Below are 17,005 nucleotides of genomic sequence, written 5' to 3' on the forward strand. Positions count from 1 at the left end.
TTTAAGTTCGTGCCGGGCCAGCGTGTCACTCAGTGCCTTCAGGAATGTTTCGGTCTGATACAGCAGAGGCAGGTTGTCACGGTTATCCGGAGGCATACCCCGGAGCGTTTTTTGCAGACGGTTGAACAGACCGGTAATAATTTCCAGCCGGGCGTGGGTATTCAGCGGCCACATCACTGACCAGTGATGCCGGGTCAGCGCCACAATCAGAGCCAGCCCTTCATTCAGGCCACTTAACCCTGTTGTATGCATCCGGGCAATGGTGTACCAGGATGCCGTCTGCAATTCCACGCCATTGTGTTCATACAGACGCAGGCAAAGCGTTTCCACGTAACGCCAGTCCACATCCGGACGTGCAGGGTGGGTCAGTTTGCTGATTTCATCACGCAGGGCAGCATAATCCGGTAATGACCGGGGGTCACCACCGGTTTTCAGTTTCACTTCAGAAGTCATCGGCAGATTCAGTGTTGCTGTATTAAATCATGATTAACAGTTACGGAAAGAACGTCAGTGTGATACCTGGCCCCGGGAAAGATATTCCACTGCGCGGATGATTGCCGGTGTCACATCCCACCGCCGTTTCAGAACAGGTAACAGCTCATTAAGGTTTCTGATATAACGCTCAGTGAACAGCCGTTGTCCGTCCCTGGTTAAATGAAAACCTGACTGATTACAGGTAATGGTGATATGACAGGTATCGTTGCCAATATATACGGCTTCCTGAGGTCTGAATCTGACATTCCAGTGCCAGGAGTACGGAGAGTGGTTCAGATAAAAAAGACGCATCTGAATATCGTTAAATAACGGGTTCATAATCAAAATCACAAAAAATATTTTTTTCATCCGGACCACCCACACAGGGGCAGCCCGGATAAAAAAATCAGACATGATAATAAGATGAATTGTCCACAAACTGCTGTTGCTTAAGATGGCGCAGCAACACCCTGCCCTCCGGCATAAATGTTGTTCCGTAACGAACCAGTCCTGCGTCTTTAAGTTCTGCATCAATGACATAATGCAACTCACCAGGCTGAGTCTGTTCCTGCATCGTCACGTCGACGCGCTTAATACGTGGCTCATACTTCAGCAGAACGTCTGAAAGCACGCGCATCAGTTGATGCGCCGTCCCCGGCATTCCCTGCAGAACGGTTGTCATATCCGGCAGCCCATAGTCCGGAAGATGTTTAAGGCTCCCGGCCCGGGTATTCAGAATACGCTCCATGTTATCGAGCACAGAAAGAATAACCTGCTCTTCCTCACCGACCTGATTTAACTCCAGTCCGCCAGTGAAATTGCCATAGAGAATTTCATAAAGAGAAGGTGACTTGTATTCCATATTTTAGGGATTCCAAAACCTCACGACAATTATTATTAGATTTGGGTTATTCTCAGCATTTTTTGCATTTTATCCCCAATAAAATTAGTAATGCGCAACCATAAACAGTCGAACAAGAAAGATGCATTCACATCCCCTAAGAGGATTCGTTTCAAATCATAAATAAAGCATAAATATAACAACCACACCAAATATTACTGAAGAGTATTTTAGTTTTATAAGCGCAGACAAAAATACAATAAAAACAACATCACATTTCATATAGAACATTACAAACCCGGGATTTCACTTCCTGATGTACAATATGTCATGTGCCATTTATCACCCGAATGATGCACCGCCAGAACAATTATACACCCAGGAAAGACTATCATTCAGACGCAATAAAATCAGAAAGCTGATATTCCCGAAAATGCCAAGCTGATATTTTATCTTCTCCCCAGTTTTATAATGACCGAAAAATGATTGATTTAAAAAACGTAATACTGCCCACTTCACCAAAAGGCTTGTCGTCAGGACTGTAAGCAACGTCATAGCAAGTGTTGTTCTCATTCCACATTTATCACCGGGCATGGCTTTCATATAAATCAGTATCTTTACAGGAAATAATGAAAGGCAGTAATATAAAATACCAGCATATCATTTTCAGGAACGATTTAAATTCTCTACACACGTTTATTCATCCTGAATACACACTCTTCATTACTAAAACCATTAAGATAAGACCATGGGTTAATGAAACAAAGAAATGACCAGACTCCACCACTTTTTATATTTCGAGGAGATCGAGTACCCATCAACATAATCACTCACACCATTAATCGAAAAGGAATCATCTCCGGTTAATTCACCGGGAAAGAAAACAGCATCACCAAAAACGCCCTCCACCCCGGAGAAATGAAATGGTGAGCTTTGACCTAAATATTTACCGTCCTTATCATACAGCACAACAAAAATATCTTTATTTATAAAGCACTGATATACGGCATAAGGCGTTGTTGGAAGCACATAATATGCAACGGCCTTATACTGACCGTCATGACTTCTGGATTCATAGGCATAATTAAACTTCCCGAAAAATGAAACGGGTGATAAAATAAGCCAAAAAAAAAGCAAAAAAAACAGTAATAACAGTTTGATTATACGCTTACTTTTCATAATTTAATAACCCTGTCCTTTTCGAGAGGCGAAATCCATAACACATCTGAAAATACAATAAAATCTCCACCAGAGTTATGCTTTTCTCGCCATTTTCTAAAGTCACTGTTAAACACCGGAACAAAACCACTAAATTCTCTTGCAAGCAGACCGAAAACACCCTGTGTATAACTTGACATATAGACCAAAGTTTCAGCTTTGTTTAAAATTCTTGACTTACTCCATACACCAAGTAACTCTGGAATATGTAATCCCAGAAAATCATCATCCAAGAAATCGTAAGTGTCTTTTAAATAAAACCCTAAAGCATCTACATTGACTATAAAATTTCCACCATCGTGGTTCACGCAACCTCTGAGGCAGACCTTCAGATTTGCATTACCTATTGCACCATACCAATCATTAACAGTATCAGCCTTGCTTCCTATTCGCATAAAGTTGACCTGAGCCGTAGCATCCAGGAATGTCACGTCTTCTGACATACCAATGGTTTCGATTTTTTTTAAATCATAGCCCAATCGTATTAAACGACTCTTTAATACACTTCTGGATTTAATAGTATTCCATGAGTTTTTTAATTTCTGAATACCTGAAGCAACTTGCTCATATTTAATGGCCCAATCCATTTTGACAATATCTACGTTCACTCTTTCTGGTGGGAGAGTTCTGGCATCTCTGTTAAGTGAATCATATTTTGATTCACCATCAAACGAATAAGCCGGTGAAATTTTAAACCAATGTTCCATTAGCTCAGGAGCTATTTCCCAGCCCATTTTTCTCATTGCATTGGGAATCATATCAATGTGGAAGAAATCAACACTGACCTTTTTTTCCTGCTGCTCCTGCACTTTTGAGGTGGTTGTTGATGAAACAGCCATTACTTTATCCCCGCTCTTATCTGGAAAACATAATCCAGATTTACGTTTTCTTCGGTATCTGAATTTACTGCATGCGTCAGGGCTGAATCAGTTATTCCTACCACTGTGCCACTAGATGTCTGTAACTGATATGCAAACTCTATATCTTCAGAACCTGTTAAAGAATCCATGATCCTGAAACATACTGTATTTGGACCGCATGATAAACTTGGTAATGGCGCTGGCATTTCAACAGCGCCCTGATCCAGAGTACAGCTTCCCGCCGCCATTGTCCGCTTCACTTTGCGCAGATACGACGCCGTCGTACCGTACTCGACCTTCCCGGCTTCAAGTCGCAGATAACTTCCCCCGCCAATCAGCGTGATGCGTTTTTTCCCGGCAAAGGAGATATCACTTGCCGAACTCAGCGTCAGCTTCTTCTCAGCAAACAACCGCATACTGCCGTTTTGTGCCTGAACATCCACTGCCCCTTCCCCGGATTTCAGGCTAAGTTGACCGGTCCGGGCAAAAAGCCCCAGCCTCTCTCCGGCCAGCGCGGTCAGGTTGCCCATTGTTCCGGTGCAGATATCACCTCCGGCGTTAACCGCCAGATTCTGACCAGCAGCCAGCTGCATATCTTCACCGCTGGTCAGGGCAATACCTTCCGGAGCGGAGAAGACCAGCGCTTCATTGAGCGGTTTCAGCCGTTGCCCAAACATCTGTATCTGACTGTCAATATCAGCCCTCAGCGCCTGTGCCCGTTCTGCGGCATTTTCCAGTTGCTGCAGTTGCTGATTAAGCCTGTCGATTTCCTTCAGCGCGGCATCCATGTCCAGTGCTTCGCCCTGTGCTTTCGCCTGCGCATCCGCAGCAACAAAAAGTCCCTTCCCTGCTCTCAGGGTTCCCCACTCATCGGTACGCAGCTCTGTGCCTTTACCCCGCAGTTGCCCCTGGCTGTCCACCAGATGTCCGCTGTTAAACTGTGTCTTACCGTACTCCGTGGCGAGTTTGATATGCTCCTCACCGCGCCTGTCCTCCATCCGCAGTTTTGAGTTAGCGGGGGTTCTGAGGATGTTCCGGGTGTGATTGTCCCGGTTCACGGGGTCAGGATGCTCAGCGTCGTGCAGTGCATACGCGATGTAGGGCAGGTCAATATCGCCATTGCTGTATGCAATCGCTACTTCGGTGCCATCACTGAGCGGCGTATGCCAGCCCAGCGTTTCACCGGCACAGGGTTTTGCCATCCGCAGCCACAGGTAGCCGAATCCGGGTTCCGTCCCCTCCCGGTCAAAGTCCATCTTCACCCGGTAACGCCCCTGCCCGTCCAGATGGGCATAGATATCATTCTTCTCGCGACTCTCAATCCGTGCCGGAAGCGTGCCCGGGATGACCGGACGCGGGATTTCTGCCGGACGGAAACAGTAACGTTCGGTGTAAGGCATTCCCCATGCTGACACATGCAGCCGGGAATCCCGGGCTCCCCGGTAAGTCACCAGTGTGAGGACAGTCCCTTCCTTCAGGTCCGTGATGACATCCCCCTGCGGCTCCAGCACCTGCCCGGGGGAGAGGTGTGCAGCGTTGCTGAACAGGTGAATGCGGGCCGACCTGTTGAGTTCCCGCTCGTGGTGAAGCCGGGCGTAAAACGCACCAGATTCGGTTTCCGGCTCCGGGCTGGCATCGTCTCCCGCTTCACGATAAGGTGCTGCGTAACGGTAATGCTCCCCGGTGGTGACCGCATCATTACGCACGCTGACCGTCGCATTCATCGGCGTGGTGGCTGTCCGGTAGTTGTAATCACGCGTGGTGACAGTGCCGGTGGCGACGTTGTGCCAGGTCCGCACATCCCAGACCGATTCTGCTGCGCCGTCGAACAACCCCGAGGGCTCGCTGTAAGGCAGCTGCACATCAAACTGGTAGTGAAGCTGGCTGTCGGCAAAAATGTACGTATCCAGTCCGCGCACATCATCCATCTCCGTGCGCCAGTAAATCCCCACCTCAGACAGAATGCGCTGAATGAACTGCAAATCCGTTTCCTGCCACTGGGTGATAATTTCACGCGACGGGTAAGCGCGTTCCAGTCTGAATTCAAAATCAGCGCCCTCCAGCCCGTGTTTGCGCAGCACCTGCTCCACCACCTCAGGAACGGACTGATTCTGAAATACGGCACACTGCCGGGTATGCTCCAGCAGTGCCAGACGGGAGCTGAGTGTAAGCCGGTAGTGGGACTGGTCTTTCGATGTGGACAGCCATTCCAGACGGGTCACAATGCCATGGACATTTTTGCCGTTACGCATCCGCAACGACGCATATTTCATCAGCACCTCTTCCGGAGGTATGTTCGCATTCCGGGAGGTGAACCCGATGTCCCATCGGAACGGCTCACTCAGTGCTTCCCTGCCACGAAAACGTAAAACATCAGGCTTTACTGCACTGCCATTAATTTCCAGAAAGTAACGGGTCTGCCCGTCAAAAAACGCTGACCGGTTATCCATCATGTCACTCCTTTACCGGCACAAGACTGAGCCAGCCATCACCCAGTTCAATGGTGCGGGGCTTATCCGGATTGAGGTCATCACGCGTCAGTACCAGGCGCCAGCGATTGTCCTTCTGATCCGGGCGGTTAAACAGTCCCACCACAGCCACGAACTGCGCATCTTCATCCATGGGCATATTGAGCGTCACGCTACCATCGGGCATCACCAGCAGTTCTTTTGAGGCCAGCACGTCGTCCTTAAGTACGGTATCGGCCCGGCGCAGCAGCATCTGGTAATCGGCGGCATCAACCGCTTTACGATCCCTGAGCTGGTAAACCCGCACCATCGTCGCCAGTGGTGTCTGTGCACCATCAGCGTTAATGGCCGTACGCGGGGTAAAATCCAGATGCAGCGTTTTGATTTTTTTATAGAAGATGGATTTCGTGATGCTGATCGTGCCGTCCGTGACGGTCTGCGTCAGACCGCAGCCTGCGAGCAGGCCACAGGCAATAAACATCGGCGCCCACCAGCGGATTACTGTTACCATTCAGGCGTTCCTTTATTGAGAGAGAACAGGTGATTATTCGAAGTGATAATGTCCGTCTTCAGCAGGCGGTAACGCAGCACATTTCAGCCCTTCGTAGCAACCCAGACTGACCGTAAGACTCTCCCGGCCATTGCTGAGTTTCCCCGCTTTCAGCCCCAGTAAACCGGTACGACCCAGCTGAACAGGCCTGCTTTTGCCCAGGCGGGGCTCAGGCAACAACTGCACGGGTACAGTAAGACGCAGCCGGACGTCACTGCGGTAGCCAAGATAAACGCGCAGCAGGACCAGCAAATCGGTATGGAGGACACCACCGGGCAACCAGCCTTCCGCCTCGTTCGGATCCGCTGTTTCCAGTGTCATCAGGAGCCGGCTGCATGCTTCCCCTGCCGTTTTACCCAGCGTGGCCCGCTGCGAAAGGCGGATGCGATTTCCGGCACCCAGTCCACTGCGGTTACCGATATGGACCTTAACCGGATCGGGTTCGGTGATAAGTGCGCGGGTATCCGGTGCCAGCAGACTCACCAGAGCCCGTATGCCTTCAGCATTGCGGGTGGGTAATCGCATGGCACCCAGTAAGGCCAGAAAACGGGAAACCGGCGTTGCCACCTGTTCAGCGGTGCCGGGTATACCGAGCCCGACCAGTCCCAGCAGACACTGCGATATGGCATCGCGCCCCCCCTCCTCGAAAGTGGCCGGATACGCATATTTTCGCCAGATCCGGTAGTACTGGGTGGTGATGCGATGGCTGAAAATATCCAGAAATGAGGTGAGCGCCTCATGACCTTCACGGCGCTGCACAATATCATCCAGCCAGGATGTCGGCAGAGGTGAGTCCACCCCATACATTCCGAGAAATGTCGTGCGGATCGTTGGGGGTAATGTCGGACGGTCTTCGTCGATCTCCACCGCTTTCAGGGTGCTGACCGGGAATCCCATCCCGGGCCAGGGCCTGAATCGCACCGGATCATCGCCCGGATGGCTGGTCGTGCCCAGTTTTGGCCCGTCCGGATTTTCCAGCTCCAGCAGCTGGCAGAAACGATAAAAACTGGCCCGCCAGATATCGTTGTTAAGAGCCAGGGCCTGCGTCAGCCCGGTACGTGCAGGTTGTGATTCTCTTTCCATCTCAGTCGTTTCCCTGTGGGTTGCAGTACCAGTGTGAGCTGGTTGAAAAGGTGGACATCAGCGTAGAGCGCAAAGAAACGGTGCAACATCTCCCCGAAAAGATTCACATCGCCCTCGCCGGCAAAATTATCCATATTCAGCGTGACCTCAATGTCCACACCACGGAGCATAAAGCCCTTTTCAAAACGGCGGATCAGGGTGTGCTTCACGGCAACGATGGCTTCAAGCCGGCGGCGGTTCATTTCATCGTCGGTCCAGTCATAGAGCGCCAGCGTCCCCCGCAGCACCTCCGGATTGTCCATCATGCTGAGAAAGTTTGATCCGAGGTGACTCATCACCCGCCAGTGAAACCGGTCATTTGCCGGGGGATACAGTGGCATCGTCGGTGCGGTGAGGTTCATGACTCTGACGGGGACTTTGCCGGTTTTGACCACCCTGTCCAGGAGCGTACTTTCCAGCGCCCTGCGCGGAAGCTGCCCGTTGGTGGCGGTGATTCGCATCGAGAGGGACTCCGGTTTATCAGACAACTGCTCCAGTTCGAACGAACGCCCCCCGAGAACTAACCATGTGTCATACAGGCCGGAGGGTCCCCGTTTCACGCGGGTGTGGTAATAACGCTCAGGAGCATCGTGGCGCATCATACCGCCCCGGTGCCGGAAGCTGGTGAACGGGACATAAGGGTGTCTGCCATTCTTCACCGAACCGTGAATGTTATCGACGCTGTAAATTTCGGTGTGACCATCCTGAAGACGCAGCGGCCTGAGCAGGTACTCGTTATCCAGCGGGTTAAGGATCAGCGGGTCGGCTTCCAGGGTAAAGAGATTGATAACCGGCGCACAGTGCAGGCGAAAGTTTTCTGTCTCAAAAGGCAAACCGGATGACCAGGCTTCACTGAGCACAATGTCGATTTCAAACCAGGTACTGGCCGCAGTGAGCCCGATGGTGTCGAGGCCGCGCAGTTCAACAAACATAAACTTCGGACGGAAGCTGAAATACTCCAGCAGCAACTGGTAACCACTGAAGGCAGTATCGGCTTTCTTCCACAGGCAGTCATTGTCGTCAAAGCCCATGGGTCTGCACCAGCCATCAAACTGATGACGTCCGGTATATGTCCCGGCATGACGCGCATACATGGCATGTACACGCCGGGTCATTGCCAGATGCAGAGCAGCGCTTACCGGCGCCTCTGCGTTAAGAAAAATGGCAACTTTATCGATCCCGGCTTTATTCCAGTCCACTTTTTCAGGGCATTCGAAGCGCAGGCGGATAGCAGAGCGGCCATCGGATTCAGTATGGAGGCGGGCATCCGCAAGGTGCAGCGGTTGTAGCAACACATCACGGGTCGTCCGGTACTGACAGGCGGTTTTATGCGGCCCGACAGGACGGGACAGAACGGAGAATCCTTCAGCCAGTATTTCGGCCTGACGCAGACTACGCCAGTCAGGCGAGAACTCAACGATGGCCAGCGACGGAATAGTCCGCATATAGTGCGGCCACAGCAGGCTCACCAGACCTTCGGTGAGCTCCGGCAGGTCATCATCCAGCTTTTCACGCAAACGTCCCATCAGGAAGGCAAAGCCTTCAAACAGACGTTCCACACTGGGATCGCAGGCGCCAGGCTTATCCAGATTCAGCATTGCTGCCCGATCAGGATGGGCACGGGCAAATTCTTTACCGGCTTCCCGCAGATAGCGCATCTCTGCTTCGTAATAGCGCAGGGTTAAATCATCCATGCACGGCATTCCTGAAAATGATTAAAGAGAACATCAGCCACAGAGCACCATGGCACGGGCCGGGTCAATGGCGATCAGCCCCGCCAGCAGCGTATCCATCTCAGGCATCAGGCGGGCTTTATCAGATTCGCTGCGACCAGCTTTCATTCGTAGCAGCTTCAGACGCCGGGCCCGGACTTCAAACAACAAAGCAGGCTCCCAGTCTTCCAGCGTCAGCTGTGGCGCACGGGTAATGAGTTCACCAAGCAGATGAAGCGCCATATCGTTCCGGCCATACTGCTCTGCCACCCGGGCCATGAGCAGACGTATCAGCCAGCGATGACGTGGTGTATCCATCCCCGGCCGGGACTGGAGCCAGGTAAGCGCCGCTTCAGGCCCTTCCGTGTCTCCCTTTTCCATGGCTTCAGACTCAAGGATCAGCACATCGTCAGTCTGGTCATTAACAACGGCAGGAATGGCAGCTTCATCGCCGTACATCATGTCTTCTTCATTCACTTTTTCAGCGATCCAGGCGAGGGTGACCTCGTCAGCAAAGGGAGTACCGTCATTCCATGCCAGTCCTTCAAGGCCCGGGAGACGTTTAAGCAACAGCCGCAGATCTGACAGGACAGCGTCAGACCAGGAATCCCAGGGCTGACCAGCATGACTGAGCCCCTGCCAGAGATACCACTGAAGATCGAGCCAGAAATGATTCACCCCTTCGCAATACATCTGACTGGCCAGTTCAATCAGCTCAACCCAGTTTTTCTGAAGCCAGAGTCGCTTAAGCTGAGCGCGATACCCGGTTTTCGGGGGGACCAGGCGGGTACGCCCGCTACTGTCCAGCGAAGGGAGCTGATCGACCGTATCCCACCGCACCGTCTTCATCAGCCGGTGAGAAGCCAGCCAGCCCTGCGGCTGCCCGCTCAGCCAGCGGGAAAGTAATCTGGCCTGGTCAAGTAAGTCGCGGCCTGATGTCACCGCTGCCAGTTGTGGTGAGTCCGGGGGACCTGATTCACGCCCGGTCTCCCGGGAGCTGCTGTTCAGGGGGACCAGCGCCTCCACGCCCCCTGAACGTGCCAGGCGGTTTTCAAGCGCGGAACAAAGCCCCGCAAAAGACGGCCTCTCAGCTTCCGGCCAGTCTGCCACGGCGGATCCCAGCAGGCTTATGGCGCCTGCCGTCAGACCGGCCTCATTGCTGTCCACCCCGGGCCATAACAGCAGTGCATCAGTCACTTTTGCACTGTTCAGCCACTCCAGCGCAGCTTTCCGGGCGGCAGGACGCCGGGGATGACATGCCTGTCCGTAGCGGGTCAGCATCGCAACAAGAAGTAATAAGCCTTCGGACAACCCTTTTTCACCGTCGCGGGTGAGACGGGCCAGCACGTACCAGGTCACGACTCGAATATCTCTGGCGCATTCGCAAAGGCACTTCTGAGCCAGTTCGCACAACAGCGCTGAATCGGTACCTGAAATCTTATTGATCTCTTCACGCATCAGCTGAAAATTATCATCGTATGCAGGATCGTCCCCGGTTTCAGATCCGGAGGTAAATGGATGCAGCCAGCTATCCCAGAGCGACAGGGCCTCATTTGCGCGGGAAATGAGGCTCAGCCTTTCTTCCTGGCTGGCGGCGCAGGCCGTTAACAGGGATTCAGGTGAACTCATTCTTTTTCCTGTTTGTCAGTCTCTTTCATAAACCTTACGACCGCTTCCGGAGAAGCGTCGTCCTTACTGTTGACGATTTGTGGTGGCGTCCATTTCAGCAGCATACGTTCTCCTGCTGAGTGGGGTAGCCCTTCCGGTAGCTTACCGGTTGTTTTTTCTGACATGGGGGCGAAAACGCCGACGGGCGTGAAGGAACCGTTCTCTGAAAGGGTGAAAAATGTGCCCATCAGCCCCCGGACCGGCGCCGGATGAATGCCCCTGTTCATCTTTACTCAACACCTTCCGTGCCGGCGGCAATGTTAAAAATGGCGGTGGGCAGCGTAAACCCCTGTAGCTTCAGTAAGGCAAGCGGACCGTCGCCCAGCTCGCTGCGCATGACGAATTTCAGAGGATTACCATCGGCAGTGATCCACACCAGTTGTGTGCGGCTGGCATCAAGTGGCGTGATCAGGGCTTCGTCCAGCAGGCGAATAAACCCCCAGTTCCCCTGGTGACTGGCATAGAGTTGCATACCACTGCTTACACTCCGCCAGCTGAGCGACACACCAGGATAGTAAGTATTCCCCGGCCAGGTGAAGCTCTGCCAGCTTTCCATCTGATTGAAATAATCCAGATTCTGTTCATCGAGGGTAAGCTGCACTCTGGCAATATCCCGTGAAGGACGCGCCATCAGTTCGAAGTGAACCCCCGCATCGCCCTGAGAGAACACGATATCTGACAGCTCTGCCAGCTGATTAATCGCCCGGAGGAAATCCGGACTGACAACCATCCCCTGGCTTGCGGAAGGATCAACAACCCAGCGACTCCCCTCCTGGTGGAGGAGCCCGCCAAGATGAGTTTTCAGGAACGTCGTGATCCGACCCGAGTCGCTACGCAGGAACTGTGCCAGTAACGGCAGGGAGGCATCGCTGCCGGTGGCTTTAAACGGGTACCGCCCCGCAAAAGCCTTATTCCACTGATCGACTATGGTTGTCTGCCAGCGGGCATTGAGGCTGCCCGCAGCCGGGACAAGCACCTGCCGCCAGGCCAGATCCAGCGGTTGCACAAACAACGACTGACCAAATCCACTCCATTCCTGCCCCAGACTTGCTGCAACCAGGCTGCCGTAATCGCGGGTGTCCGTCAGATCGATGGCTTTGCCCTGAAACACGGCCCGGGCCAGCATCTGCGACATCGCCTGCGGATCCGGGGCGCTGGTAACCTGCTGAAGCTTCAGCCGCATCTGGGTTACACGGGCGAGCCAGGACCGGAAGCTCAGATTACCGTTGCTACCCGCCCCCTCTTTCCCCTCCATCAGCCCCGTCAGCGGTCCAAATACCCCATCGAGCGGGCCTTCAGGGCCCTGTGCCTGTTCAATAAACTGCCTGCCATTTTTATTCTTATCGAGCAGCTTTTTCGCTGAATCCACGATTGAATCAGCCAGTGCCTCACCTTTCTGCCCCGTTTTCCCCTGGTAGTTCAGCGTGTTCATCAGTGCAACTAACGGAGACTGACGGACATCACCGATCAGACTCAACTGGGCAATGGCTTCGGAAAGTGACGTGGGTTCATGCCACTGTATGCTGTTGAGCATGTTCAGCCAGGCATTACCAAAATCGGTAAAATAGCGTTCAGTCAGGCGGGTCTTCAGCGCCTCCGGAGAGATATCGCTCCCTGTCTGATGCGTCTTGTCCGTCAGTACCCAGTCAATTTCATCGCGGCGTGTTCTGACGACTTCGTTAATCGCATCCTGTACCTGCTCTTCCCAGGCCTGGCGCGTAAACATTCCCGGAACGACTTCATCAGTGCTGAATACCGTCGAAGCATCGGTGTCACCGGTCATATCCGTAAGTGTTAAATCAGGCCAGTTACTGGCCACGCGCTTAAGCATCTCCTGATATAACCCGGACTCAGCATTCCGCTGGCCAATTTGCTTAAGCAGAATCTGACGGACCGTACTGATTAATTCATCGTCAGGCTTAATTTTCCATTCCGGATGCGCCGGAAGGTTTTGCGCATAAAACCCCAGCAGTTTCGGTGCGACGTTCTGCCATATGCCATCCGGCACATTCCGGCGTTTCGGTAAGGCTTTCAGCGCATTTTTTGCCAGCCAGCCGGCGTCCGCTTTGTCCGGACGCGCCAGCATCAGATAACTTTTGAGTATGTCGTAAGTATGCTGTGTGCCCTGCGTACGGGCATCACTGGCAGGAGGGAGTTGCACAAAGGCATTCAGCTGCTGCCTGAGGCTGTCTGCTGTGGCATCCCTCATCAGCTGTGCGTTATTTTTCGCATACAGCGGCCAGAGCGCGGCCAGTGTGTCGCTGTCCTGATTAAGACCAAATCGTGTGTACCATGGCGCACCGGTTGCCTCACGATGTTGCAGACGGGCAATGGCCTGCTGGAGTACAAGCTGGCTGCGCAGGCGTTCAGCCAGTGGTTTTGTTGTATCCGCTGCCTGTCTCGCCGTTTCCTGCGCCTGATAAATCTGAGTACGGTTAACGAGCAGAGACAGCAATGTACCGGTCCCCCACAGGACAATCAGGGAAAGCAGAATCAATCGCAGCATCTTCAGCCAGTTAAAGCCCAGTGTTCTGCCGCTGACGACATCACAGTCATCAATGACGGCTTTCCAGGCCGGTGTGTCGGGGCATGTGTTTGGTACCGCTCCGGCAACGGTCAGTTCAGGACTGAACATGACACCGCGTAAACGCCAGGCCGCAGTCCCCTGCATCAGTCCACTGAGCAAAGCAGCCAGGCTGGCTTTCAGCTCCTGCCGCAGTCTGAGTGACAACTGAAGGGGACCGAAATCAGCAGGATCATTCAGTATCTTTGCCATTCCTGCTTTTTGCAGGTGTAACGCCAGTGCGGAAAACGCTTCGTCCGCACCTTTCACGGTACCTTCCGGTCCGAAGATGACCCCCGTTGCGGCCGCTTTCGCGTCCTGCCGGGCACCGGTAGCGTTGTCAGTCAGCCACAGCCAGACCGGCGCCTGCCAGCCCAGCTGATGGTCGGCTTTCTGACGGTAACGCAGGAGGGCATCCCGTTCGCCATCCGTCGGGAGGGCTGAAATACTCATCACCTGAATGATGCCATCAACCGGTTGACCGGATCGCAGACGCTTCAGTTTTGAAAGGAAGATCTCGTCCGGGAGTGACTGCGCGTCTCCGCCATAAATCAGCACGTAGCCGTCGCCTTCCTGCCAGAGGTCATGGCAAAGGCCCGGGGCCGCTTTCCGGACCACATCCGGATCCCCCATCACCAGCAGAAGTCGTACCTTACGCTGCCAGCGACGCCCATAGCGAAAGCGCAAATGTTCTGAAACGGCATCTTCACTGAAAACCGGTTCATCATCGTCTTCTTCACCGGGACTGGTGTTCGTCACCGGAGTGATACTCTCAGCCTTTTTCTGCCCCCACTGGAAATACAGCCCGGATTTACCGGCGAAGTCGAAAGCCTTCTCCGTCAGCCAGCCGAGTAAAAACAACGTGGCAACCAGTATGGCGCAGAATGTGAGTATGCGCTGCCCGTCATACGGACCGAAGCCGGTGGCCGAAGCGACGTTTTCCGGAAAAGCATAAAAAAGAAATGCCACAATGACCGTCAGAAAAAAGGCGACAGTTACAACAGAGCCGATGAGTGTTTTTACTTTTACCTTAGCCATTCCCGGGTGATTCCTTGCGAGCTTCTTCTTTGGTGATGACGGCGATCCAGACGTCGTCTTTGTCAGTGGTGGGCTGGGCGGCGATAACCTGCGGGCCATTATCTCTGCATGCCACTGAGGCAAGAATTACAGCGAGCCAGGGAGCGGCACGTCTGGCATATCCCAGAGCAGAATCAATTCCATGATTGTCTTTTGACAGACTGAATGTCACCCCGTTATCTTCACAGGCCATATTCCATCCACTTCCACCTGAAAGAACCGGACCTGTATACCAGGCCGTTTTTAGTGCTTCAGGGGCTGTTGCGGCCCATAACAGTGCCCTGTTCAGCGTTTTCACAAGCCGGGCTTCCTTGCCCTTTTCAGGGCGATGAAGGCATACTGCATCCGGATAGCCAGCAACCTTACGGTTGCTGAGCACCACGAGAGTAATGGCATCGGCGTCACCTTCATCTGGCTGCGCAGGCAATGAAAACGTCACGCCTGCAAGAATGCCCGGCGTATCCCAGCGCTGATCCAGCCAGGCATCAAACCCCGCCAGACCTTTGCCCGCAAGTAGTCTGAAGACTCTCCCGGTTCTGGCCGTGAGTTCATTTCTGAAGTGTTCCTCCAGCCCGGGACGGATATCGTCGTCACAGTCCAGCATCAGACAGCAAGAAATATCTTTCGACAGGGTGTCAGTAATTTTTTGTACATGGGTGACGAGTGTTGACGTGACAGAGATAAGTTCTGTATCAAGAGCAGTCTGAAAACCGGGTAAGGCTGCATACCTGACAGCAGATCTGGAACCACGTGGCGTTGAGGTCTCTGAAGCTGGAACAGTATGATTAACTGCGTTAACCAGTGCACCGGGACTATTTCCTGAAAAGTGTTGAACGTATGTATCGAGTATCCAGCCACAGCGCTGCCCCCGACAGGTTTCGCGCTCAATAAGCGCTTCGCGCTCCACATTCCTGGACTCAGCCCCCACCTGCTCTGCTTTGTATGCAAACCGGCGCAGGGAGAAAAGCAGTCCCCAGAGACAGAAAGGCAATCCCAGTGCAGTAAACCAGAAAATAAAGCCTGTGCGTTCTGTCGTCCAGTTCCAGAGCGTTAACGCAAATCCTCCTGACATGACAAACGCCAGAAACAGCAGCCACCGACGGGTATCAGGCCGTGGAACCTTCGCCGCCTTTTCAGGGATGGTATCCAGCAGGACTGGCATACTCAGGCAACCTTTGCAGGTGCAAAAGAACTGATCAATGTACAGCCACAACCACATTTATGACCATGAAAGGCAACCGGGATCCCGTTATCAAGATAATCAGGATTGCCTTCGATGATGGTTGTCGGGCCATGTCCAGGTATCGGACAGGAAACCATATCACCTTTACGTGCCACGCCAATCCCACCAAATATCATGGTGTCTGAACAGGTCATAACAGAACCGCCGTGAGTGGTTTTGTCGCCTTTTCTAATGATTTGCAACATTTGTATCTCCGTTAATTTATTGTTTACAGGACAGAATAAATTAATATTTATTGCTCAAGTATCTCAGCTTTGATCCAGGATCATAAGAGGCAAAACCTTTTGCATTGATATAACCAATATTTACTCACTCATTATCTTGTAACATCCGCACAACACTTACCTAACCTCTGGAAATAAGATAAGCACTAACATTATTAGCGTTCGGTAAAGAAAATAAAATTTATTTATTTTTTACATTGATTTTTATGGATGTTTTGCTCAGATACTTCAGTTCATCTTTCAGGGGTTCTCGAATGGATATAATGTTTTTTTATCGACGCTCTTTTTTATTCTGGCTTTATCTACAAATGAAGGCCAGTTGTATGATTTCGTGATAAACTCCCATAGATAGAATTCAGCTCCATTATCAATAATTGATATATTCAAAACACTCCAACTTTCATCATAACAATGTGATTTTTTATTGTAATCAGAATCAGAAAAACATGCTCTTACCTGCTCCTTGCTATAAAATGGGATGTCAGAAAATGCCGTTTTATATGTCCCATCTTCATTCAGCATTATAAAATCAGCAAATTCCACTTCCTTACCTCCTCCTGAATAAGACGTAGACCATCTCCGAACCAGAGCAATTGCATTTTTAGATCTACTCAAGGGATATAAGGCCGGAAAAATAGTAATACCACTATCTGATAATTCCTCTCCTTCATCGTTAGAATTATCTTTCATAACATAATTACTAAAGTTCCATACTTGAGAAATTGAATACCTTTCACCACCATTAATTTTCACAAAAACCCGAGATGATGTAATCAAAAAAATATCATTCGGATTACTTTTATTTTTCAATATTTTTGTTTGGCTGTTTTTACCACAGTATTTTTTGACAGAACTACAAATAGCAGAATACTCTGCACTCTCACTTTTAACTCCAACAAGAGGAATTGGTTTTATATCAGATGCCAATACACAAGAAGTAAAAAAAACAGATATCGCAAAAATTAGTTTCTTCATCCCTCCTCCC

General features: G+C 51.7%; 15 protein-coding genes and 1 pseudogene. All 16 read right to left on the reverse strand.

Going from position 1 to position 17,005, the window contains the following annotated elements; all coding sequences use genetic code 11:
- Window positions 1-138 precede the first annotated feature (138 nt).
- Window positions 139-453, reverse strand: a pseudogene (locus tag A9587_RS25205) (type VI secretion system ImpA family N-terminal domain-containing protein); the annotation flags it as partial.
- 54 nt (window positions 454-507) lie between these two features.
- Complete coding sequence (locus A9587_RS20085) at window positions 508-813, reverse strand: hypothetical protein (protein WP_105263779.1); 306 nt, start codon at window positions 811-813, stop codon at window positions 508-510.
- A 67-nt stretch (window positions 814-880) separates the two neighbouring features.
- Window positions 881-1,336 carry a type VI secretion system baseplate subunit TssE gene (tssE, locus tag A9587_RS20090; RefSeq protein WP_105233801.1) on the reverse strand — a complete coding sequence of 152 codons (456 nt, stop codon included), beginning with the start codon at window positions 1,334-1,336 and terminating at the stop codon, window positions 881-883.
- 321 nt (window positions 1,337-1,657) lie between these two features.
- On the reverse strand, window positions 1,658-1,918 hold the full coding sequence (locus A9587_RS24685; RefSeq protein WP_157942546.1) for a hypothetical protein: 261 nt from the start codon (window positions 1,916-1,918) through the stop codon (window positions 1,658-1,660).
- A gap of 150 nt (window positions 1,919-2,068) precedes the next feature.
- Window positions 2,069-2,494 (reverse strand): DUF6201 family protein, encoded by a 426-nt coding sequence (locus tag A9587_RS20095; protein ID WP_105263766.1) that lies wholly within the window; start codon window positions 2,492-2,494, stop codon window positions 2,069-2,071.
- Window positions 2,491-3,372: a DUF6402 family protein gene (locus A9587_RS20100; protein WP_105263765.1), complete on the reverse strand. Its 882-nt coding sequence runs from the start codon at window positions 3,370-3,372 to the stop codon at window positions 2,491-2,493. Before A9587_RS20100 ends, A9587_RS20095 begins: the two co-directional genes overlap by 4 nt.
- Window positions 3,372-5,843, reverse strand: coding sequence for a type VI secretion system Vgr family protein (locus A9587_RS20105; RefSeq protein ID WP_105263778.1), 2,472 nt, complete (start codon window positions 5,841-5,843; stop codon window positions 3,372-3,374). Before A9587_RS20105 ends, A9587_RS20100 begins: the two co-directional genes overlap by 1 nt.
- A gap of 4 nt (window positions 5,844-5,847) precedes the next feature.
- Window positions 5,848-6,372, reverse strand: coding sequence for a type VI secretion system lipoprotein TssJ (tssJ, locus tag A9587_RS20110; RefSeq protein ID WP_001601258.1), 525 nt, complete (start codon window positions 6,370-6,372; stop codon window positions 5,848-5,850).
- A gap of 33 nt (window positions 6,373-6,405) precedes the next feature.
- On the reverse strand, window positions 6,406-7,494 hold the full coding sequence (tssG, locus tag A9587_RS20115) for a type VI secretion system baseplate subunit TssG (protein WP_105263764.1): 1,089 nt from the start codon (window positions 7,492-7,494) through the stop codon (window positions 6,406-6,408).
- Window positions 7,458-9,227 carry a type VI secretion system baseplate subunit TssF gene (gene tssF, locus A9587_RS20120; protein ID WP_105263763.1) on the reverse strand — a complete coding sequence of 590 codons (1,770 nt, stop codon included), beginning with the start codon at window positions 9,225-9,227 and terminating at the stop codon, window positions 7,458-7,460. The genes tssG and tssF overlap by 37 nt, the downstream gene beginning before the upstream one ends.
- 33 nt (window positions 9,228-9,260) lie before the next feature.
- Complete coding sequence (gene tssA, locus A9587_RS20125; protein ID WP_105263762.1) at window positions 9,261-10,874, reverse strand: type VI secretion system protein TssA; 1,614 nt, start codon at window positions 10,872-10,874, stop codon at window positions 9,261-9,263.
- Window positions 10,871-11,140, reverse strand: a complete 270-nt coding sequence (locus tag A9587_RS20130; RefSeq protein ID WP_105263761.1) for a hypothetical protein — start codon at window positions 11,138-11,140, stop codon at window positions 10,871-10,873. Before A9587_RS20130 ends, tssA begins: the two co-directional genes overlap by 4 nt.
- Window positions 11,141-11,142: 2 nt before the next feature.
- Window positions 11,143-14,514: an ImcF-related family protein gene (locus tag A9587_RS20135; protein ID WP_105263760.1), complete on the reverse strand. Its 3,372-nt coding sequence runs from the start codon at window positions 14,512-14,514 to the stop codon at window positions 11,143-11,145.
- Entirely contained in the window at window positions 14,507-15,715 is a 1,209-nt protein-coding gene (locus A9587_RS20140) for a hypothetical protein (RefSeq protein WP_105263759.1), read from the reverse strand. Before A9587_RS20140 ends, A9587_RS20135 begins: the two co-directional genes overlap by 8 nt.
- A gap of 2 nt (window positions 15,716-15,717) precedes the next feature.
- Window positions 15,718-15,981 carry a PAAR domain-containing protein gene (locus A9587_RS20145; protein ID WP_000939273.1) on the reverse strand — a complete coding sequence of 88 codons (264 nt, stop codon included), beginning with the start codon at window positions 15,979-15,981 and terminating at the stop codon, window positions 15,718-15,720.
- Between the two features lie 279 nt (window positions 15,982-16,260).
- A partial coding sequence (locus tag A9587_RS20150) for a hypothetical protein (protein ID WP_236942428.1) occupies window positions 16,261-17,005 on the reverse strand: 745 nt, incomplete at its 5' end.

It is taken from the genome of Escherichia sp. MOD1-EC6162 (assembly GCF_002965125.1).
Taxonomy (GTDB): Bacteria; Pseudomonadota; Gammaproteobacteria; order Enterobacterales; family Enterobacteriaceae; genus Escherichia; species Escherichia marmotae.